Source organism: Pseudophaeobacter profundi, assembly GCF_029697505.1.
GTDB classification, from domain to species: domain Bacteria; phylum Pseudomonadota; class Alphaproteobacteria; order Rhodobacterales; family Rhodobacteraceae; genus Pseudophaeobacter; species Pseudophaeobacter profundi.
In genome coordinates this window covers 121,976-142,815 of record NZ_JARJEF010000003.1, presented here as the reverse complement: position 1 = coordinate 142,815, position 20,840 = coordinate 121,976, and the positions used below count along the sequence as shown (strand labels likewise).

15 protein-coding genes and 1 tRNA gene are annotated in these 20,840 nt (G+C 58.3%); 12 read left to right on the top strand and 4 right to left on the bottom strand.

The genetic code is table 11. From position 1 onward, the window contains the following. Positions 1-3: 3 nt before the first annotated feature. Positions 4-756, bottom strand: a complete 753-nt coding sequence (gene ubiE, locus P2081_RS06600; protein WP_278922082.1) for a bifunctional demethylmenaquinone methyltransferase/2-methoxy-6-polyprenyl-1,4-benzoquinol methylase UbiE — start codon at positions 754-756, stop codon at positions 4-6. 96 nt (positions 757-852) lie between these two features. Here ubiE and mutM point away from each other — a divergent pair, with 96 nt between their 5' ends. The 8 genes from mutM to gyrB all read left to right on the top strand — a co-directional run bounded on the left by mutM (position 853) and on the right by gyrB (position 10,778). Further along, positions 853-1,704, top strand: coding sequence for a bifunctional DNA-formamidopyrimidine glycosylase/DNA-(apurinic or apyrimidinic site) lyase (gene mutM, locus P2081_RS06595; protein ID WP_278922081.1), 852 nt, complete (start codon positions 853-855; stop codon positions 1,702-1,704). A 63-nt stretch (positions 1,705-1,767) separates the two neighbouring features. Then, positions 1,768-2,544 (top strand): acryloyl-CoA hydratase, encoded by a 777-nt coding sequence (gene acuK / locus P2081_RS06590; RefSeq protein WP_278922080.1) that lies wholly within the window; start codon positions 1,768-1,770, stop codon positions 2,542-2,544. Between the two features lie 281 nt (positions 2,545-2,825). Continuing rightward, positions 2,826-3,089 (top strand): 30S ribosomal protein S20, encoded by a 264-nt coding sequence (gene rpsT, locus P2081_RS06585; RefSeq protein WP_232401537.1) that lies wholly within the window; start codon positions 2,826-2,828, stop codon positions 3,087-3,089. 561 nt (positions 3,090-3,650) lie between these two features. Beyond that, complete coding sequence (gene dnaA, locus P2081_RS06580; RefSeq protein WP_278922079.1) at positions 3,651-5,102, top strand: chromosomal replication initiator protein DnaA; 1,452 nt, start codon at positions 3,651-3,653, stop codon at positions 5,100-5,102. 230 nt (positions 5,103-5,332) lie between these two features. Next, the gene (gene dnaN / locus P2081_RS06575; protein ID WP_278922078.1) at positions 5,333-6,454 is read left to right on the top strand and encodes a DNA polymerase III subunit beta; all 1,122 of its coding nucleotides are present in this window, start codon (positions 5,333-5,335) and stop codon (positions 6,452-6,454) included. Positions 6,455-6,500: 46 nt separating this feature from the next. Continuing rightward, positions 6,501-7,598 carry a DNA replication/repair protein RecF gene (gene recF, locus P2081_RS06570; protein ID WP_278922077.1) on the top strand — a complete coding sequence of 366 codons (1,098 nt, stop codon included), beginning with the start codon at positions 6,501-6,503 and terminating at the stop codon, positions 7,596-7,598. After that, positions 7,595-8,215, top strand: coding sequence for a LysE family translocator (locus tag P2081_RS06565; RefSeq protein ID WP_278922076.1), 621 nt, complete (start codon positions 7,595-7,597; stop codon positions 8,213-8,215). The genes recF and P2081_RS06565 overlap by 4 nt, the downstream gene beginning before the upstream one ends. A gap of 145 nt (positions 8,216-8,360) precedes the next feature. After that, positions 8,361-10,778, top strand: coding sequence for a DNA topoisomerase (ATP-hydrolyzing) subunit B (gene gyrB / locus P2081_RS06560; protein WP_278922075.1), 2,418 nt, complete (start codon positions 8,361-8,363; stop codon positions 10,776-10,778). A 510-nt stretch (positions 10,779-11,288) separates the two neighbouring features. Here gyrB and P2081_RS06555 read toward each other — a convergent pair. Together P2081_RS06555 and P2081_RS06550 are read right to left on the bottom strand one after the other, a co-directional pair. Continuing rightward, a tRNA-Leu gene (locus P2081_RS06555) sits at positions 11,289-11,375 on the bottom strand. A gap of 118 nt (positions 11,376-11,493) precedes the next feature. Next, complete coding sequence (locus tag P2081_RS06550) at positions 11,494-11,877, bottom strand: globin (protein WP_278922074.1); 384 nt, start codon at positions 11,875-11,877, stop codon at positions 11,494-11,496. A gap of 286 nt (positions 11,878-12,163) precedes the next feature. On the opposite strand from P2081_RS06550, the gene P2081_RS06545 reads away from it, so the two are divergent. After that, positions 12,164-13,153 (top strand): complex I NDUFA9 subunit family protein, encoded by a 990-nt coding sequence (locus P2081_RS06545; RefSeq protein WP_278922073.1) that lies wholly within the window; start codon positions 12,164-12,166, stop codon positions 13,151-13,153. Between the two features lie 78 nt (positions 13,154-13,231). On the opposite strand, the gene P2081_RS06540 is transcribed toward P2081_RS06545, so the two are convergent. Continuing rightward, positions 13,232-14,038, bottom strand: a complete 807-nt coding sequence (locus tag P2081_RS06540) for an undecaprenyl-diphosphate phosphatase (protein WP_278922072.1) — start codon at positions 14,036-14,038, stop codon at positions 13,232-13,234. Positions 14,039-14,329: 291 nt separating this feature from the next. Here P2081_RS06540 and P2081_RS06535 point away from each other — a divergent pair, with 291 nt between their 5' ends. The 3 genes from P2081_RS06535 to gltB are packed head-to-tail and all read left to right on the top strand — an operon-like array spanning position 14,330 to position 20,789. Then, positions 14,330-15,775 (top strand): NAD(P)-dependent oxidoreductase, encoded by a 1,446-nt coding sequence (locus tag P2081_RS06535; RefSeq protein WP_278922071.1) that lies wholly within the window; start codon positions 14,330-14,332, stop codon positions 15,773-15,775. A 32-nt stretch (positions 15,776-15,807) separates the two neighbouring features. Then, complete coding sequence (locus tag P2081_RS06530; RefSeq protein ID WP_278922070.1) at positions 15,808-16,245, top strand: GFA family protein; 438 nt, start codon at positions 15,808-15,810, stop codon at positions 16,243-16,245. Continuing rightward, positions 16,242-20,789, top strand: coding sequence for a glutamate synthase large subunit (gltB, locus tag P2081_RS06525; RefSeq protein WP_278922069.1), 4,548 nt, complete (start codon positions 16,242-16,244; stop codon positions 20,787-20,789). Before P2081_RS06530 ends, gltB begins: the two co-directional genes overlap by 4 nt. Positions 20,790-20,840: the final 51 nt, after the last annotated feature.

Genomic DNA, 20,840 nt, shown 5'->3' with positions numbered 1-20,840 from the left:
TCTCTAGATTTTCCAGCCGGAGTGCAGCGCGGCAATGCCCAGCGACAGGTTGCGGTATTTTGCGTTGGCAAAGCCTGCGGTTTTCACCATCTCCAGAAAGGTATCCTGATCGGGGAAGTTGCGAATTGATTCCACCAGATACTGGTAGCTGTCGTAGTCACCAGCGATCAGCTTGCCCATGCGGGGGATGACGTTGAAACTGTAAAGATCATAGAGCTTTTGCATGCCATCATTGGGCAGCTGGCTGAATTCCAGCACCATCAGGCGACCGCCGGGCTTCAGTACACGAAAGGCTTCGTTCAGGGCCTCTTGCGGGCGGGTGACGTTCCGGATGCCAAAGGAGATGGTGTAGACGTCAAATGTATTATCCTTGAAGGGCAGCGCCATGGCGTCGCCGGTGACCCAGTCAAGGCTGTCGGCCATTTGTTCGGCTTCGGCGCGTTTGCGCCCCTCGATCAGCATTGGTGCGGTGAGGTCCAGAACGGTAGAATGGCCATGACCTGCGCGTTTCAGGAAACGAAAGGAGATATCACCAGTGCCACCCGCCACATCAAGCAGACGCTGACCTGGGCGCGGCGCCAGCCAATCCATCATGGCGTCTTTCCAGATGCGGTGGATTCCCATGCTCATCACGTCATTCATGATGTCGTATTTTGAGGCCACGGAATTGAACACACCCTGCACCCGGCCTGCTTTTTCATGCTCTGGGACGGTTTCAAAGCCAAAATGGGTGGTGCTGTCTGATCTATCGCTCATGTGGCTTGCCGTTTTATTAGGATCGCCCCAGTTATAGGGCCTTGAAGGGCAGGCACAATGCGGCCCTTATGTCATACAGGTTTAGGGAGCGATGTAATGCCTGAATTGCCCGAGGTCGAGACCGTGATGCGGGGTTTGCTGCCTTCTATGCAGGATGCAGTGATTGCGCAGGCACATGTGAACCGCCCGGATCTGCGCTGGCCCTTCCCCGAGCGCATGGCAGAGCGGCTAACGGGCGCGCGGGTCGTGGCCCTGCGGCGGCGGTCAAAATATATCCTGGCAGAGCTGGATCGTGGCGAAACCCTGCTGGTGCATCTGGGCATGTCGGGGCGGATGACGGTTTCGGGCGATCCCCTGGGCCAGTTTGCGCATGATCATCCACAGGCGGAAAAACATGATCATGTGATCTTTGACATGGAGAACGGTGCCCGGATTACGTTTAATGATCCGCGCCGATTTGGTGCCATGGATCTGATCGACACGGGCGGGTTGGCTGAACATAAGCTTTTGAAGGTGCTGGGGCCGGAACCTCTGGGCAATGATTTCCACGAAGATTACCTGATTGCGGCCTTCGCGGCGAAGAACACACCGGTGAAATCGGCGCTGCTGGATCAGGGAATCATCGCGGGCCTGGGCAATATTTATGTGTGTGAGGCTCTTTTTCGTGCACAGATTTCGCCCATACAAAAGGCAGCCCAGATCGCACCAGAGCGGGTTGCCGGCCTGGTTCCGATCATCCGGCAGGTGCTGGAAGATGCGATCAAAGCCGGGGGATCTTCCCTAAAGGATTTCCGCCAAGCCAGTGGAGAACTTGGATATTTTCAACATAGCTTTGATGTCTATGGTCGCGAAGCAGCCCCCTGTCGTAGGGTGGGATGTGGGGGGGAGATTGAGAGAATCACCCAATCCGGGCGATCCACCTTCTATTGTGGCAAGTGTCAAAGATAGCTTGAACGCGATATCTCTCGTGGTAATGACTCGTTTCTGAACGGAACAACGAAAGCATCAATTATGGCCTATGAGACGATCAACGTCGATGTGCAGGACCACGTTTGCCTTATCAAACTGCATCGCCCCGAGGCGTTGAACGCGCTCAATGCTGCGCTTGTGAGTGAGCTTTGCGCTGCGCTGGAAGAAGCAGATGACAGCGACAAGGTGCGCTGCATCGTCCTGACCGGTTCGGAAAAGGCCTTTGCGGCCGGCGCGGACATCAAAGAGATGGCAGAGCTGAACTTTGCTCAGGTGTATTCCAGCAATCTTTTTGCCCAGGTGAATGATCGCATTGGCGCCATTCGCAAGCCGATCATCGCAGCTGTGGCGGGATATGCCCTGGGCGGCGGTTGTGAGCTGGCGATGTTGTGCGATTTCATCATCGCGTCGGAAACTGCCAAGTTTGGTCAGCCCGAAATCAACCTGGGCGTTGTGGCCGGTATTGGCGGCACGCAGCGTCTGACCCGGTTTGTTGGTAAATCGAAATCCATGGATATGAACCTGACGGGCCGTTTCATGGGGGCCGAAGAAGCCGAGCGTGCCGGTCTGGTGTCGCGGGTGGTGCCGCCGAAAAAGCTTATTGAAGAGGCCATGGGCGCGGCGCAGAAGATCGCTGAAAAATCCCAGATGACTGCCAAGGCCGTCAAGGAAACCGTGAACCGCAGCTATGAGCTTTCGCTGAGCGAAGGTATGCTGTTCGAACGCCGGGTGTTTCATTCGATGTTTGCAACAGAAGACCAGAAAGAAGGCATGGCCGCGTTCCTGGAAAAGCGCGAAGCCCAGTTCCGCGACAAGTAACTTTTGCAATAGATCATCAGCTAGGGGGGGGCAGCCATTGGGTTGGCCCCCCTTTGTTTTTGGTGCCTAGACAGTGCCTCATTACTGGATTGCCTGCGGGCGTGGCCCTGTAAAGACCGGGTTTTGGTAATTGACTTGCATCTTGCACCACATGTCTTTAAGGACCGCTCCCATACATGCGCGTGCAGCCCGCTTGGCTAGAATCACTCCGATGATCCGATCCGGGTTTGGCTGGCTTGCGCCGACATTGAAATACGAACCCAAAGAGAAGGTCATCAGACATGGCAAATACACCTCAGGCTAAAAAGCGCGCGCGTCAGAACGAAAAGCGTTTTGCAGTCAACAAGGCCCGCCGTTCGCGCATCCGCACTTTCCTGCGTAAAGTTGAAGAAGCCATCGAAGCTGGCAACAAAGACGAAGCCGCTGCTGCTCTGCGTCTTGCCGCTCCTGAACTGATGCGCGGCGTCACCAAAGGCGTCTATCACAAGAACACCGCATCGCGCAAAGTGTCGCGTCTGACCGCACGGGTCAAAGCGCTGGCATGATTCCCTGACGGGAATTTCGCGCAAGCAAGAATTTGAAAAAAATGAAGGCGTCGCATTTTTGCGGCGTCTTTTTTATTTGTCCTTATCTGTCTAAGCACTGCTGCAACCGCGAGAGATTCTTTCTTGGCAAAGCATGAGTCAACCGCAGAGTTTCGTTGCCGCTCCCCCTCGCAAATTGCTACCACATGTACAGCGATTCACTCGCTGGGGGACAGGCTGCTCGCGGTGACCTTGACGGGCATCAGGGTTACAAACGGCATGGGGTTCACCGATGGCCAATAGGGTTTTCGGGGGATCACGATGCCGCTGTATTTGAGTTTTAGTCAGCTGCCTTGTCTCATTTGTGTGCAGAACGGTTTTCACTTCTGAAGCGCGCCAAGGTTTGGCGATCTTTGTTGGATAATCGATTGCCCCGTAAGGGAATGCGGTCAGGGTGCCTGACCGTAAACGCAGTTTGTGTGTGTATATGTGGGTGAGACGTGGCTCCGGTTCGGAGCGTGACAAAATATTAGGCGAAGATGAAGCGGACGGCTGCTTGTTCGGGGATGCATGAGGCGCAGGATGACGGAAGAAAAATGGGGACAGCTCAGGACACGTCTATTAAAGACGGTTGGGCAGAACAACTTTACCACCTGGATTGAACCGCTGGAGTTCAATTCGGTCGATGATGGCGTCGCGGTGTTTCACGTACCGACCAATTTCATGGGCAACTATGTCAGCCAGAATTTTGCAGACCTGATCTTGCATGAATTCAGCCTTTCGGGTGTGTCGGTGCAGCGTCTGGCCTTTCGGGTCGCCGCCAATTCGCCTGCGCGTCCGGTGCGCCAGGTTGAACAGCCCAGCGAACCCTTCGCTGAAATGCAGGCAGGCGGCAGCCAGCCCCAGCAGAATCAGGATGAAGCCCCGGCACGATCGGTCACTTCAGGCGCGTCGCTGTCGAGCAAGGCCACAGCAGCGGCCCCGATGGAGACCCTGCAGGCCGCACCGTTGGATCCGCGCTTTACCTTTGACAACTTTGTTGTCGGCAAGCCAAACGAGCTGGCCCATGCCGCCGCGCGCCGCGTGGCCGAGGGCGGTCCGGTGACCTTTAATCCGCTGGTGCTTTATGGCGGCGTTGGCCTGGGTAAAACCCACCTGATGCATGCGATCGCCTGGGAAATATCGGCCCAGAACCCCGGTTTGAACGTGCTGTATCTGTCGGCGGAACAGTTCATGTATCGTTTTGTGCAGGCCCTGCGCGAGCGCAAGATGATGGATTTCAAACATCTGTTCCGCTCGGTTGATGTTTTGATGGTGGATGATGTGCAATTCATCGCCGGAAAGGATTCCACCCAGGAAGAGTTTTTCCATACATTCAACGCTTTGGTGGACCAGAATAAGCAGATCATCATCTCTGCCGACCGGGCACCGGGTGAAATCAAGGATCTGGAAGATCGGGTGAAATCGCGCCTGCAATGTGGCCTGGTGGTGGATCTGCATCCCACCGACTATGAACTGCGTCTGGGCATTCTGCAGACCAAGGTTCAGCTGCAGCAAAAGACCTATCCCGACCTGCAGATCGCCGATGGCGTGCTGGAGTTCCTGGCGCATCGGATTTCTACCAATGTGCGGGTGCTCGAGGGCGCATTGACCCGGCTGTTTGCCTTTGCCTCCCTGGTCGGACGCGAGATCGACATGGATCTGACCCAGGACTGTCTGGCCGATGTTCTGCGCGCCTCAGAGCGCAAGATCACGGTTGAGGAAATTCAGCGCAAGGTTTCGGAATATTACAATATTCGGATGTCTGATATCATTGGTCCCAAGCGCCTGCGCTCCTATGCGCGGCCGCGTCAGGTGGCGATGTATCTGTGCAAGAAACTGACCAGCCGCAGCCTGCCGGAAATTGGTCGCCGCTTTGGTGGTCGTGATCATACCACGGTGATGCACGGGGTGCGCCGCATCGAAGAGTTGAAGTCCACCGATGGTCAGATCGCGGAAGACGTGGAAATGCTGCGCCGGTCGCTCGAATCCTAAAGCCTGTGGGTGCAAACCTGCAAAAATACACGGCTCCGGTTTTCCGGGGCCGTTTTTATTGCAGCACTTGGGGCGGCACTTGGGCTTGCCCCCTTGACGCTGTTGATTTTCCCTTGGAAAACTTCATAAAAGCCTTGTGCATGAGGGGTAAACCGCTACTTTGCCTATCCCGGACATTGCATTGACATGCCTGGGCGACAGCGCAGCGGCGCGACGAAAAGGAAAGCGACATGAAGATCAGCATTGAACGTGGCACACTCCTGAAGGCCGTTGCACAGGCCCAGTCGGTGGTTGAGCGGCGCAATACCATTCCGATCCTGGCCAATGTTCTGATCGAAGCCGAGGGCGATGTTGCGCAGTTCCGCGCCACCGACCTTGATATCGAGGTGGTCGACAAGGCACCGGCGCAGGTCGAACGGGCAGGTGCCACCACCGTGGCCGCCACCACCCTGCATGAAATCGTGCGCAAGCTGCCCGATGGTGCCCTGGTGACGCTGACGGCGGATGCGGCAACTGGCCGACTGACCGTCGAAGCCGGGCGTTCCAACTTTTCGCTGGCAACCCTGCCGCGCGAAGATTTCCCTGTGATGGCCAGTTCGGAATATCATTCGAACTTTACCGCCAATGCGGCCATGCTGCGCCGTCTCTTTGATAAATCGAAATTTGCTATCTCGACCGAGGAAACCCGCTATTACCTCAATGGGGTCTATATGCATGTTTCGGATGCTGCTGAGGGTGGCAAGGTCTTGCGCTGTGTCGCCACCGATGGCCACCGTCTGGCGCGAATTGATGCTGCCCTGCCGATGGGCGCCGAGGACATGCCCGGCGTGATCGTGCCGCGTAAAACCGTCGGGGAGCTGCGCAAGCTGCTGGATGACGATGACATGGATATCGCCGTCTCGGTGTCAGAAACCAAGGTGCGCTTTGCCACGCCCAACCTGACCCTGACCTCCAAGGTCATTGATGGCACTTTCCCCGATTACACCCGCGTGATTCCAGTCGGCAATACCCGCCGCCTGGAGGTGGACGCGGCTGAATTTGCCCGCGCTGTGGATCGGGTTGCCACCGTGTCCTCTGAGCGGTCGCGCGCCGTGAAACTGCAGCTGGACGAAGACCGGCTTGTGCTTTCTGTCAATGCGCCTGATAGCGGTGCCGCCGAGGAAGAGCTGGCGGTGGCCTATAATGACGAACGTCTGGAAATTGGCTTTAACGCCAAATACCTGCTGGAAATCGCCAATCAGGTTGATCGCGAAAATGCGGTCTTCATGTTCAACTCTTCCGGGGATCCGACCCTGATGCGCGAAGGCAGCGACGAAAGCGCCGTCTATGTTGTTATGCCGATGCGCGTATAATCGGTAGTGTACAGCTGCGCCCGTGTAGCAAAAGGCGCGCCCAGTCATGTTGGCCTTAACTGAACTGACTCTATCTCATTTTCGCTCGCATCTGCGGGCGGATTTGCATCTGGATGGCCGCCCCGTGGCCATCCATGGCAACAATGGTGCGGGCAAGACCAATATTCTGGAGGCAGTTTCGCTGTTTTCACCGGGGCGCGGATTGCGCCGGGCCAGTGCAGCCGAGATGGTGCGCCGCCCCGATGCCCCTGGCTGGAAGCTCAAGGCGGTACTACAGGCGCCCGAACAGGCCTATGAGGTTGAAACATGGTCAGAGGCGGGCGCGGCGCGGCAGGTGCGGATCGACAACAAGGCCTCTAATCAAATTGCGCTGGGGCAGATTTGCCGGGTCGTCTGGCTGGTGCCGGTGATGGATCGGCTCTGGGTTGAGGCTGCCGAAGGCCGCCGCCGTTTCCTGGATCGGATCGCGCTGAGCTTTGATCCCGACCACGCCGAGGCAACACTTGCCTATGAAAAAGCCATGCGCGAACGCAATAAATTGCTGAAGGAACAGATCCGCGATGCGGCCTGGTACCGGGTGCTTGAGGCGCAGATGGCCGCTGCCGGGCATCGCATTCATCAGGCGCGCTGTCAGTCCCTGACGCGGCTTGCCGCAGCGCAGACCAATACCGAGACGCAGTTTCCCACCGCCGATCTGCAACTGATCCAATCCGAGGGCGAGATGCCCGAGAGCGAGGCGGATCTGGCGGCTGCCCTTGCCGATGGGCGGCTGCGCGACATGGCCGTGGGGCGCACGTTGGTTGGCCCGCATCGCAGCGATCTGATCGGCACCTATGCCCGCAAGGGGATTGCTGCCAAGGACTGTTCGACCGGAGAACAAAAGGCGCTTTTGGTTTCGCTGATCCTGGCCAATGCCCGGGCGCTGTCGGCTGCAGAGGGGGCGCCGCCCATCCTGTTGCTGGATGAGGTTGCCGCCCATCTGGATGCGGCGCGCCGGGCGGCCCTTTATGATGAGATTTGCGCCCTGGGCACTCAGGCCTGGATGACGGGCACCGGGCCCGAGCTCTTTGCCGAGCTGGGCGGGCGCGCCCAGCGGATTGCGGTGACAGAGACCGCAGGCGGTTCGGGGCTGTTGCAGTCGTGAGCTTGTCGATCTGGGATCTGCTGCTCTATGCCGGGGCGCTGTTTGTGTTGTTTCTGACGCCGGGGCCGGTCTGGCTGGCAGTGATGGCCCGGTCGGTGTCTGGCGGGTTTCATGCCGCCTGGCCGTTGGCGCTTGGGGTGGCCTGCGGCGATGTCTTCTGGTCGTTGGTAGCGATCGGCGGCATGTCTTGGCTGGCGGCAAGCCTTGCAGAGGTGATGCTTGTATTGCGCTGGGGGGCCTGTGTGATGTTCGTCGTGATGGGTGTACTGGTGTTGCGCCACGCGAACCGCAAGCTGAGCGAAAACCGCGCCCTGACCCGCCCCGGTCTCTGGGCTGGCTTTGTTGCTGGGCTGGCGGTGATCCTTGGCAACCCCAAGGCAGTATTGTTCTACATGGGGCTATTGCCGGGATTCTTTGACCTTGGTGCGACCACCCTGCTGGATGTCGCTGTGATTGCCTGCCTGTCCTTTGCAGTGCCCTTGCTGGGAAACCTGAGCATGGCGGCGATGGTGCATCGTCTGCGGGTGGTGCTTGCTTCTGACCGGGCGCTGCGGCGAATGAATAGGGTGTCGGGCGGCCTGTTGATCGCCGTGGGGCTGCTGTTGCCCTTCACCTGATCACAACCCAGCCCGGACGCGGCTGACAGGCGCGGCGCGCTGTTGTTCTACGCCCCTGCTCACGATCAATAAAAACCGGGCTCTGTGGGTGACAATAGGGGCGCGGTTGGGTATAAAATCCCAAAGATAAAACAGGAAATCGCGAATGTCTGATATCGAACAGAACCCGGCCGACTATGGCGCAGATTCCATCAAGGTTCTCAAAGGGTTAGAGGCGGTTCGCAAGCGTCCTGGGATGTATATCGGGGACACGGATGATGGCTCTGGTTTGCACCATATGGTCTATGAGGTGGTGGACAACGGTATTGATGAGGCCTTGGCCGGTCATGCTGATGCGGTAACCGTCAAAATTCACGCTGATTCCAGTGTCTCGGTCAGCGATAATGGTCGCGGGATTCCGGTTGGCATCCACGAAGAAGAGGGCGTCTCGGCGGCCGAGGTCATCATGACCCAGCTGCATGCGGGCGGCAAATTCGACAGCAACTCTTATAAGGTCTCCGGCGGTCTGCACGGGGTTGGCGTTTCGGTTGTGAACGCGCTGAGCGATTGGCTGGAGCTGCGGATCTGGCGGGAAGGCAAGGAACATGTCGCGCGGTTTGAACGCGGCGATACCGCTGAACACCTGAAGGTGGTGGGTGACTGCGGCGATCGCACCGGCACCGAGGTCCGCTTCATGGCCTCGACCGATACATTTTCCAATCTGGATTACGTCTTTGAAACGCTGGAAAAGCGACTGCGGGAACTGGCCTTTCTGAATTCGGGCGTCAAGATCATCCTGATTGATGAGCGCCCGGCAGAACGGCTTGAGACCGAGCTTTGCTATGAAGGTGGCGTCAAGGAATTCGTGAAGTACCTTGATCGGTCGAAAACCCCGGTGATGGATACGCCAGTCTATATCATCGGTGAAAAAGACGACATCGTTGTCGAAGTGGCGATGTGGTGGAATGACAGCTACCACGAAGCGGTGCTGCCCTTTACCAACAACATCCCCCAGCGCGACGGTGGCACCCATTTGGCGGGCTTTCGTGGCGCGCTGACTCGCACCATCAACAACTATGCCCAGTCCAGCGGTATCGCCAAGAAAGAAAAGGTCACTTTTACCGGCGATGATGCCCGCGAAGGTCTGACCTGTGTCCTGTCGGTAAAGGTACCGGATCCCAAATTCTCTAGCCAGACCAAGGATAAGCTGGTTTCGTCCGAAGTGCGCCCGGTGGTGGAAAGCCTGGTGAACGAAAAGCTGGCGGAATGGTTTGAGGAAAACCCCGCCGAGGCCAAGCAGATCGTCGGCAAGGTGGTGGAGGCTGCCCTTGCCCGCGAGGCTGCGCGCAAGGCGCGTGAACTGACGCGGCGCAAAAACCCGATGGATCTGAATTTCCTGAGCTCAAAACTCAAGGATTGTTCGGACAAAGACCCTGTAAACACTGAAATATTCCTGGTGGAGGGTGACTCTGCCGGCGGCTCTGCCCAGACGGGCCGTGACCGGAAAACCCAGGCTATCTTGCCGCTGAAGGGTAAGATCCTGAATGTCGAGCGGGCGCGCTTTGACCGGATGCTGGGCAGCCAGGAAATCGGTAATATGGTGATGGCGCTGGGTACCGGCATTGGCCGCGATGAATTTGACATCAGTAAACTGCGCTACCACAAGATCGTCATCATGACCGATGCGGATGTCGACGGTGCCCATATCCGCACCCTGCTGCTGACCTTCTTTTACCGGCAAATGCCCGAGCTGATCGAAGGCGGGTATCTCTATATCGCCCAGCCGCCGCTGTACAAAGTGGCGCGCGGCAAATCGGAAGTCTATCTGAAAGACCAAGCCGAAATGGACGATTACCTGATCCAGCAGGGGGTCGACGGTGCCACCCTGAAGCTGGGCACTGGTGAAGAGCTTGTCGGGCAGGATCTGGTCCGCGTCGTCGATGAGGCGCGCCAGTTGAAGCGGGTGCTTGATGCCTTCCCAACCCATTACCCACGGCACATTCTGGAACAGGCCGCTGTTTCCGGGGCCTTTGTTCCTGGTGCGGTTGATTCAGATCTGCAAGGGGTGGCCGACAAGGTCGCGGCCCGGCTTGATCTGATTGCGCTGGAATATGAAAAAGGCTGGCATGGTCGGATCACCCAGGATCATGGGATTCGTCTGGCCCGCATCCTGCGTGGCGTCGAGGAAGTACGCACCCTGGACGGGCCAATGCTGCGCTCGGGCGAGGCCCGCAAAACCGGCAGTTTCACCAAGAGCCTGCAAGAGGTCTACAACACCTCGGCACAGCTGGCCCGCCGCGACCGGACGCAGGCCATTCACGGCCCGCTTGAGCTGCTGAAGGCGATCATGGAAGAGGGCGAAAAGGGCCTGTCTCTGCAGCGCTACAAAGGATTGGGAGAGATGAACCCTGACCAACTGTGGGAAACCACGCTGGACCCTGACGCGCGTACCCTGTTGCAGGTGCGTGTCGATGATTTGGTCGGGGCGGATGATCTCTTTACCAAACTGATGGGCGATGTGGTGGAACCCCGCAGAGAGTTCATCCAGAAAAACGCGCTGAGCGTCGAGAATCTGGATTTCTAATCGCCTGTAGATGAACCCGTATTTTTCGCGGCGCGCATATTTTTCGCGCCGCGGGAAGTCCAGCGCCCATCATTGGTTCGTGCCTTGCAGATTTGCCATCGGCGCATGGGTGCCAATCGTAAGCATGCGGCCACCGCGTTTGCGCATCGTCAGGCCCTATTTGCGGTAGATCGGCAGCGTGTCTTTCAGGTTACTTTCCAGCCTTCCCGGTTCAGCGGGATATGCAGATACCGGTAGGGGCAAAAGAGAAATCGATTGCCAGGGGGAAAGTTGACGAACAATTCGATGAAATCTTGAGATCTGACGTGCCGGATCGAACTGCGTTCGCAATTTCCATGCGCGTTCTCTCAAACCCTTAGGGTATATGGAAAAAGGGGGATTGGGCGTCCAATAGGGCAGTGTTCGGTTGGGTTTCTCACCCTCTTGCACTTAGTCCGTCGGAAGGGGGGTAAACCTAAAACAACCTTTCCGTTCAAGGTGTACAGTGCCTGTCCGGATCGGATTGTAAGGTGGTGCCCAGGAGAGGACTCGAACCTCCACATCGTTGCCAATACTAGCACCTGAAGCTAGCGCGTCTACCAATTCCGCCACCTGGGCAGGTGTCGTGAAGGGGCGTATAGGCCCCTGCGAGAGGGGCGTCAAATAGATTTTTCAGTTTTTGCAAAACTATTTTTTGTCGGGTCAGGCGGCGCGGCCTGTGTGTTGTGATGGGGGGTTAAGCTTCAGCCGTATAGTTCATTCTTTTGGCCACAAAACGCAGGAATTTGTCCCAGGCCTGCTGGCTCTCTGTGTTCCATTCCGGGCCAAGTGTTCTGGAAAGCGCAGTGATGAAGCTCTCGATGAAACTCTCGAAATGGGCATCAGAGATCAGCATGCCGCGATGCTTGTCGCCGAGCTTGCGGAGGATCGCATCTAGCCGGGTGTTGCTGTCCAGGGCCTCGGCCAGATGGGTTAGGGTGCCCATCATCTTTGCCTCGAGCCGCGCGGTATCAGTTGGGAAAAGTGGCCTGACCTGCGGCGAGAGGTCAAAGAAGATGCGGTAAAATTCCGTGATAAAGCTCTCCAGGTTCATCCGGTCGCTTTCAAGGCTATTGCGCACTTGGGATCTTCCAGGAATGGCTACCATTTTCATGCCTCTCTACTAAACGCGTGTCGGCCTCGTTAAATATGATTATTTATTGCATATTTATAATGCATTAGCTGACATCTACTTAGCTAAAATTGGTAGTGCCGAACGGAACGTGAAGCAACTGAAAGCTTGGCAGCCTGCGTAGCGGGCAAATGCAGAATCTGCGGCCATTGTGCCGCGGCCGGTATGTTTTGCGCCTTGTTTGAAAGGCGAAGGAGCGGTAGATCGGGGGCATAGCTATTTCAGGAGCCAAGAGATGTCCAAACTGGTCACGATTTATGGCGGGTCTGGTTTTGTCGGCCGCTACATCGCACGGCGCATGGCAAAAGAGGGCTGGCGGGTGCGGGTTGCGGTTCGCAGACCCAACGAGGCCATGCATGTAAAGCCCTATGGTGTGCCAGGTCAGGTCGAGCCAGTTCTGTGCAATATCCGCGATGCGGGCTCGGTTGCGGCGGCGATGCAGGGCGCGGATGCGGTGGTGAACTGCGTTGGCGTGCTGAACGCGCATGGCAAGAATACGTTTTCCGCAGTCCAGGCCGAAGGCGCGGCGCGGGTGGCACAGATCGCCCAAAGCCAGGGCATTGGCCAGTTGGTGCATATTTCGGCGCTTGGTGCAGACCCCCAGGGGGCCAGCGAATATGCCCGGACCAAGGCAGAGGGCGAAGCGGCCGTTCTTGCGGCTTTCCCGGATGCGGTGATTCTGCGTCCTTCTGTTATTTTTGGCGCTGAAGATCAGTTCTTCAATCGGTTTGCCGGCATGGCCAGCCTGTCGCCAGTGCTGCCGATTGCCAAGGGCAAGACATTGTTCCAGCCGGTCTATGTCGATGATGTGGCCCGTGCTGCGGTCAAGGGTGTTCTGGGCGAAGCCAAGCCCGGCATCTATGAATTGGGCGGCCCCGAGGTGAAGAGCTTTGCGGACCTGATGAAGCAGATGTGCGATGTCATCCTGCGCCGCCGCTTGGTGCTGTCGTTGCCGGGCTTTGCGGCTTGGCCCATCGCCTTTGGGTTTGACATGCTGCAGACCATCAGTCTGCAACTGATCGAAAACAAGGTGCTGACCCGCGACCAGCTGAAAAACCTGGGCCGGGACAATGTGGTTTCTGACGGCGCGCTTGGCTTTGGGGATCTTGGCATCACCCCGGAAATGCTCGGCCCGATTCTGCCAAGCTATTTGTGGAAATTCCGCCCCTCTGGCCAGTATGACGAGATGACCGCCTCGGCGCGCAATCTCAAGGGCGATGCCTGAGGTCTGGCCTGTTCGGCGATAGATCAGGATGGGGCGCGGAGAGATCCAGCGCCCCTTTCTTTTTGTGCGGTGCGGAGGTCAGGCGCCGTAGGCATAGCACAGCAAGGCAAGGCCCAGAAGTACCCGATAGATCACATAGGGCGTAAAGCTGACCGAGCGCAGCAGCCGCATCATCAGGCTCAGCGCTGCGAGGGCAGAGAACAGCGCCAGCAGGGCGGCAAGGGCTGCGTCGCGGAGCAGAGCCGTATTTGCCTCTAGCGCGACCTCGGTTCCAAGCAGCAGCCCCGAGGCGATGATGGTCGGGATAGACATCAGCATGGCGATCCGGGCGCCATCTTCGCGGTTATATCCCAATTGCCGTGCCCCGGTGATTGTGATGCCAGACCGTGAGGTGCCCGGGATCAGGGCGATCATCTGCCAGAGCCCCATGATCAGCGCATCGCGCAGCCCCCAGTCACTGGCCTGTTTTTGGGTGTCGCCTTTTTGATCCGCCACATAGAGGACGATGCCAAAGATCAGCATGGTCCAGCCAATCACCGCTGGTGTGCGCAGTGCATCACTAAGATGGGTGAAATGCAGAAAGGCCCCAAACAGCACCGTGGGGATGGTGGCGACGATCAGCCCCAGCGCCAGCCGCGCTCCGGGGGTGTCTGCCCGGCCCCGCACCAGTCGGACAAGCCCGATCAGCCCGATGCGGACATCCTGCCAGAAGTAGATCACGACCGCCGCAAGGGTGCCAACATGCACCGCCACATCGATCACCTGCCCCTGATCGGCGTATCCGGTCAGGCCCGGCAGGAGAATCAGATGCCCAGAGGAGGAAACAGGCAGAAATTCAGTTATTCCCTGGATCAGCGCGACAAGAATAAGTTGCAGTAGTGGCATAATGGGGTCCTGAAAAGAGATGTCACGGAACTTTGGCGCGGTATTTTCCCTGGTGGCTGGCCCAGTGTCTGGTGGGATGTCAGGGGGTGAAAACAATGCGTCTTGTATAAATCCTGCAGCTAGATAGGGAAGGGCGGTTTTAGGTCCGATGTGGCCCCAAAATTCCTGTACAATTCTGCAGAAATCAGTATCACGGGCTGAAGCTGCTCAATTTGGGTCAGCAGTGTTTACCTAATCTCGCAGCGCTCCAGACCGGACCTGTCGCAGCCAGCCAAACTAGGGAGTTCGCCCATGGCCAAGCAACCGATGCTCAAATTCGTGAAGATCGCACGCGATATGCCGCAAAAGCGCGCCGCTGATACCCGGCGGGAAGACTTTGACGAAATCTATGCGGAATACGCTGCGACCAAGGCTGAAGAGCAGGCCAGCCGCTGCAGCCAATGTGGCGTGCCCTATTGCCAGTCCCACTGCCCGCTGCACAACAACATCCCCGACTGGCTGCATCTGACGGCGACTGGCCGCCTGCAAGAGGCCTATCAGACCTCCCAGGCCACCAATACTTTCCCCGAAATCTGCGGCCGCATCTGCCCGCAGGATCGCCTGTGTGAAGGCAACTGCGTGATTGAACAGTCGGGCCATGGCACCGTCACCATTGGGGCTGTCGAAAAATACATCACCGATACCGCCTGGGATAAGGGCTGGGTCAAACCGATTGTCCCGGCACAGGAACGCGGCGAAAGCGTTGGTATCATCGGCGCGGGCCCTGGCGGGCTGGCGGCGGCGGATATGCTGCGCCGTGCGGGCATTCAGGTCACGGTCTATGATCGCTATGACCGGGCGGGGGGATTGCTCACCTATGGTATTCCCGGTTTCAAGCTGGAAAAAGACGTGGTGATGCGTCGCAACCAGCTTTTGGCTGATGGTGGCGTCACCTTTGTGATGAATTGCAATATTGGCGAAGACATCAGTTTTGATGAGATCCGCGCCAAGCATGACGCGGTGATCATCGCTACCGGCGTCTATAAATCGCGCGATCTGGAAATGCCCGGCTCTGGTGCAACTGGTATCGTCAAGGCGATCGATTTCCTTACAGCTGCCAACCGCGCGTCGAACTTTGGCGACACGGTGGAAGATTTTGAAAACGGCACCCTGAATGCGGCCGGCAAGAAGGTTGTGGTGATTGGCGGTGGCGATACCGCGATGGATTGCCTGCGCACCTCGATCCGGCAGGGGGCGACCTCGGTCAAATGTCTGTACCGCCGCGACCGCGCCAATATGCCCGGCTCGCAGCGTGAAACCCAGAACGCCGAAGAGGAAGGCGTGCAGTTTGAATGGCTGACCGCGCCCAAAGGCTTTGCGGATGCAGGCGGCAAGGTTTCCGGCGTCATGGTGCAAAAAATGCGCCTGGGCCAGCCCGATGCAACCGGACGTCAGGCCCCCGAGGTGATCGAGGGTGCCGATTATGTGGAAGAGGCCGATCTGGTGATCAAGGCGCTGGGCTTTGAGCCGGAAGCGCTGCCAACCCTGTGGGATCAGCCCGATCTGCCGGTGACCCGCTGGGGCACCATCAAGGCGGCGTTCCGTACCGGCGCGACCGATCTGGATGGCGTCTATGCCATTGGCGACATCGTGCGCGGTGCCTCGCTGGTGGTCTGGGCTATCAAGGATGGCCGCGACTGCGCCGATGCGCTGGTTGAGCGTTTTAACAGTGCTGCTGCTTCGGTCGCAGCCGAGTAGCCACAAAAGCCACCGCAAGGGAGCCAGGGTAAATGAGCGAGTTGCAAGGCCAATGCATGTGCGGTGCGGTTACCGTGTCAATGACGCCAGCGCAAAACACGTTGCGGGCCTGTCATTGCGACATGTGCCGTCGCTGGACCAGCTCGACGTTGATGACCATCCCGGCGGCCTCGGGCTATGCAGCGCTGGGGCCGGTAACGACCTACAGGTCGTCCGACTGGGCGGAACGCGCCTTTTGCAGCACCTGCGGCTCGGCGCTTTGGTATCGCATTACCGCGCCCGGTGACATGCACGGCCAGGTCCAAATGGCTGCTGGCCTCTTTGAAAATACCGGCGGGAACACTCTCGACCTGGAATTCTATATCGACAAGAAACCCGAAGGCTACGCCTTTACTGGAACGCAACGGCAGATGACCGAAGCGGATGTAATGACAGCGTTTCGCCCCGCGGCAGAAGGAGACGACCAATGACCAATCGTGATGCAGTCAACTATGACGCGGACTGGGTGCGCGCCGAAGAAGCCAAACGTAAGTGGATGGCGGAAAACGGTCTTTATACCGAAGCAGAAGAGCATTCCTCTTGTGGGGTTGGGCTTGTGGTGGCGGTGGATGGCAAGGCCAGCCGCAGCGTCGTTGAGGCCGGTATTGATGCGCTCAAGGCGATTTGGCACCGGGGGGCGGTTGATGCCGATGGCAAGACCGGTGACGGGGCTGGCATCCATGTGCAGATCCCGGTGCCTTTCTTTTATGATCAGATCAAACGCACCGGCCATGTGCCACGCGAAGATCAGCTGATGGCCGTGGGCCAGGTCTTTCTGCCGCGCACCGATTTCGGTGCCCAGGAAACCTGCCGGACCATCGTTGAAACCGAAGTTTTGCGTATGGGCTATTACATCTATGGCTGGCGCCATGTGCCGGTGGATGTGACCTGCCTTGGCGGCAAGGCCAACGCAACCCGCCCCGAAATCGAACAGATCCTGATCTCCAACTCCAAGGGCGTGGACGAGGAAACCTTCGAACGCGAGCTTTATGTGATCCGCCGCCGTATTGAGAAGGCCGCTGCCGCCGCCGGGATTGGCGAGCTGTATCTTGCCTCGCTGTCCTGCCGCTCGATCATCTACAAGGGCATGATGCTGGCGGAACAGGTTGCTGTCTTCTACCCCGATCTGATGGATGAACGGTTTGAAAGCGCCTTTGCGATCTATCACCAGCGCTATTCCACCAATACCTTTCCGCAGTGGTGGCTGGCCCAGCCCTTCCGTATGTTGGCGCATAACGGTGAAATCAACACGCTGCGCGGCAATATGAACTGGCTGAAAAGCCACGAAATCCGCATGGCCAGCACCACCTTTGGCGATTACGCCGAAGATATCAAACCGATCATCGCCGGCGGATCATCCGACTCGGCTGCGCTGGATTCGGTGTTTGAGGTTCTGGTGCGTGCAGGCCGGTCGGCGCCAATGGCCAAGACCATGCTGGTACCGGAAAGCTGGTCAAAGCAGGCGGTAGAGCTGCCCCAGGCCTGGCGCGACATGTATTCCTACTGCAACTCTGTGATGGAACCCTGGGATGGTCCTGCCGCCCTGGCGATGACCGATGGCCGCTGGGTCTGTGCGGGCCTTGACCGCAACGGCCTGCGCCCCATGCGCTATGTGGTGACAGGCGATGGGCTGGTGATTGCCGGATCCGAGGCCGGCATGGTCCCGATCGACGAAGCCACTGTGGTGGAAAAGGGCGCGCTTGGCCCCGGTCAGATGCTGGCAGTCGATATGAAAAAGGGCAAGTTGTACAACGACACCCAGATCAAGGACAAACTCTCTGCGGCGCTGCCCTTTGGCGATTGGGTGAGCAAGATCAACGATGTGGATCAAACCCTTGCCACCGTCACCGAAGCGCCGCTCTTTACCGGAGAAGAGCTGCGTCGCCGTCAGGTGGCAGCGGGCTATACCATCGAAGAGCTGGAGCAGATCCTGTCGCCGATGGCCGAAGATGGCAAGGAAACCCTGGCATCCATGGGCGATGACACGCCCTCGGCTGTGCTGTCGAAACAGTACCGCCCGCTGTCGCATTTCTTCCGCCAGAACTTTAGCCAGGTGACCAACCCGCCGATCGATTCACTACGTGAATTCCGGGTGATGTCGCTGAAGACCCGCTTCAGCAACCTCAAGAACGTTCTGGATGAAGACAGCAGCCAGACCGAAATCGTCGTGTTGGAAAGCCCCTTTGTCGGCAATGCCCAATGGGACAAGCTGGTCAGTGAATTCACCGCCCCACTGGCGGAAATCGACTGTTCCTTTGATCCGGCCGAGGGCTCGCTTAGCCAGGCGCTCGAACGTATCCGTGCCGAGGCCGAAGATGCGGTGCGTTCAGGTGCCGGGCATCTGGTGCTGAGCGATCAATATTCTGATGCCAACCGCGTTGCCATGCCGATGATCCTGGCGACATCGGCGGTGCATTCGCACCTGACGCGCAAGGGCCTGCGGACCTTCTGCTCGATCAATGTGCGTGCCGCCGAATGTGTTGACCCGCATTATTTTGCTGTGCTGATCGGCTGCGGTGCCACCGTGGTCAACGCCTACCTGGCCGAAGATTCGCTGGCTGACCGCATTGAACGCGGCCTGCTGGATGGCACCCTGACGGAAAATGTGGCGCGCTACCGCGATGCCATCGACCAGGGCCTTCTCAAGATTATGGCGAAGATGGGGATCTCGGTGATCTCGTCCTACCGTGGCGGGCTCAACTTCGAAGCGGTGGGCCTGTCGCGCGCCATGTGCGCCGAGTTTTTCCCCGGCATGACCAGCCGTATCTCCGGCATCGGCGTCAGCGGCATTCAGGTCAAGGCGGAAGAAATCCACGCCCGTGGGTGGAAGAGCGCTGAAAATATCCTGCCAATCGGGGGTTTTTACAAAGCGCGCAAATCCGGCGAAACTCACGCTTGGGAAGCCACCTCGATGCATATGTTGCAGATGGCCTGTAACCGCGCCTCATTCGAGATGTGGAAACAGTATTCCGCCAAGATGCAGACCAACCCGCCGATCCACCTGCGCGATCTGCTCGACATCAAGCCGCTTGGCAAATCGGTGCCGATCGAGGAAGTGGAAAGCATCACCTCGATCCGCAAACGTTTTGTCACGCCGGGCATGAGCCTGGGCGCCCTGAGCCCGGAGGCGCATAAGACGCTGAACGTGGCGATGAACCGGATCGGGGCCAAGTCTGACTCTGGCGAGGGCGGCGAGGATCCGGCGCATTTTGTGCCGGAACCCAATGGCGACAACCCCAGTGCCAAGATCAAGCAGGTGGCTTCGGGGCGCTTTGGTGTTACCGCCGAATACCTGAACCAGTGCGAAGAGCTGGAGATCAAGGTGGCCCAGGGGGCCAAGCCCGGCGAGGGTGGCCAGCTGCCCGGTATGAAGGTCACCGACCTGATTGCCCGTCTGCGCCATTCAACCAAGGGCGTGACGCTGATTTCACCACCGCCGCACCATGATATCTACTCGATCGAGGATCTGGCACAGCTGATCTATGATCTGAAGCAGATCAATCCGCGCTGCAAAGTGACGGTGAAACTGGTGGCCTCCTCCGGGGTTGGCACCATTGCCGCTGGCGTGGCCAAGGCCAAGGCCGATGTCATTCTGATCTCGGGCCATAATGGCGGCACCGGGGCCTCGCCTGCGACCTCGATTAAATATGCCGGTCTGCCCTGGGAAATGGGCCTCACCGAGGCGCATCAGGTGTTGGCGATGAACAACCTGCGGGAACGCGTCACCCTGCGCACAGATGGGGGCCTGCGCACCGGGCGTGATATCGTCATGGCGGCGATGCTCGGGGCCGAGGAATACGGCATCGGCACCGCAGCGCTGATCGCCATGGGCTGCATCATGGTGCGCCAGTGTCAGTCCAATACCTGCCCGGTTGGCGTCTGTACCCAGGACGAAGCCCTGCGGGAAAAGTTCACCGGCACGGCGGATAAAGTGGTCAATCTGATCACCTTCTATGCGCAGGAAGTGCGGGAAATCCTGGCCTCTATTGGTGCGCGCAGTCTGGACGAGGTGATCGGCCGTGCCGATCTGCTGGCACAGGTGTCGCGTGGCTCGGCACATCTGGATGATCTGGATCTGAATCCGCTGCTGATCACCGTCGATGGTTCTGCCAATATCGTTTACAACCGCGACAAGGATCGCAACCCGGTGCCAGATACCCTGGACAGCGAAATTGTCCGCGACGCGGCGCGTTTCCTACAGGATGGTGAAAAGATGCAGCTGTCTTATGCGGTGCAAAACACCCACCGATCTGTGGGCACCCGCACCTCGAGCCACATCGTGCGCAACTTCGGCATGCGCAATGCGTTCCAGCCGGATCACCTGACGGTGAAATTGCAAGGCTCTGCCGGGCAATCTCTGGGGGCCTTTGCAGCGCCGGGGCTGAAGCTGGAAGTTTCGGGCGATGCCAATGACTATGTTGGCAAGGGTCTGTCGGGCGGTACCATTGTGGTGCGTCCTCCGATGGCTTCGCCTCTGGTTGCCAGCGAAAACACCATTGTCGGCAATACCGTGCTTTACGGTGCCACCGATGGCTACCTGTTTGCGGCAGGTCGCGCAGGCGAACGCTTTGCCGTAAGGAACTCGGGCGCCAAGGTGGTGATCGAAGGCTGTGGGGCATGTGGCTGCGAATACATGACGGGCGGCGTTGCAGTCATTCTTGGCAGCATCGGAGCCAACTTTGGCGCAGGCATGACCGGCGGTATGGCCTATCTCTATGATCCTGATGGCCAGGCGGAAACCATGATGAACATGGAAGGCCTGGTTGTCTGTCCGGTTTCGGTGGCCCATTGGGAAGCCGAGATGAAGGGCCTGATTGAACGCCACCTGGCAGAAACCGGCAGTCGCAAGGCGGCAGAGATTCTGCAGAACTGGGATCTGGAGAAGGGGAACTTCCTGCAGGTTTGCCCAACCGAAATGCTGGACAAACTGGCCTATCCCTTGAGCACGGAGCAGGCGGCGGTTCCCGCCGAATAGGCCCGCGCCGATAGCTCCGATATAAATGCCCCGTAGGTTCACCGCCTGCGG

What these genes read in the sequence shown, in the direction of transcription:
- ubiE (WP_278922082.1), bottom strand. Translation starts at nt 756, where the DNA reads ATGAGCGATAGATCAGACAGCACCACCCATTTTGGCTTTGAAACCGTC.
- mutM (WP_278922081.1), top strand. Translation starts at nt 853, where the DNA reads ATGCCTGAATTGCCCGAGGTCGAGACCGTGATGCGGGGTTTGCTGCCT.
- acuK (WP_278922080.1), top strand. Translation starts at nt 1,768, where the DNA reads ATGGCCTATGAGACGATCAACGTCGATGTGCAGGACCACGTTTGCCTT.
- rpsT (WP_232401537.1), top strand. Translation starts at nt 2,826, where the DNA reads ATGGCAAATACACCTCAGGCTAAAAAGCGCGCGCGTCAGAACGAAAAG.
- dnaA (WP_278922079.1), top strand. Translation starts at nt 3,651, where the DNA reads ATGACGGAAGAAAAATGGGGACAGCTCAGGACACGTCTATTAAAGACG.
- dnaN (WP_278922078.1), top strand. Translation starts at nt 5,333, where the DNA reads ATGAAGATCAGCATTGAACGTGGCACACTCCTGAAGGCCGTTGCACAG.
- recF (WP_278922077.1), top strand. Translation starts at nt 6,501, where the DNA reads ATGTTGGCCTTAACTGAACTGACTCTATCTCATTTTCGCTCGCATCTG.
- gyrB (WP_278922075.1), top strand. Translation starts at nt 8,361, where the DNA reads ATGTCTGATATCGAACAGAACCCGGCCGACTATGGCGCAGATTCCATC.
- P2081_RS06545 (WP_278922073.1), top strand. Translation starts at nt 12,164, where the DNA reads ATGTCCAAACTGGTCACGATTTATGGCGGGTCTGGTTTTGTCGGCCGC.
- P2081_RS06540 (WP_278922072.1), bottom strand. Translation starts at nt 14,038, where the DNA reads ATGCCACTACTGCAACTTATTCTTGTCGCGCTGATCCAGGGAATAACT.
- P2081_RS06535 (WP_278922071.1), top strand. Translation starts at nt 14,330, where the DNA reads ATGGCCAAGCAACCGATGCTCAAATTCGTGAAGATCGCACGCGATATG.
- P2081_RS06530 (WP_278922070.1), top strand. Translation starts at nt 15,808, where the DNA reads ATGAGCGAGTTGCAAGGCCAATGCATGTGCGGTGCGGTTACCGTGTCA.
- gltB (WP_278922069.1), top strand. Translation starts at nt 16,242, where the DNA reads ATGACCAATCGTGATGCAGTCAACTATGACGCGGACTGGGTGCGCGCC.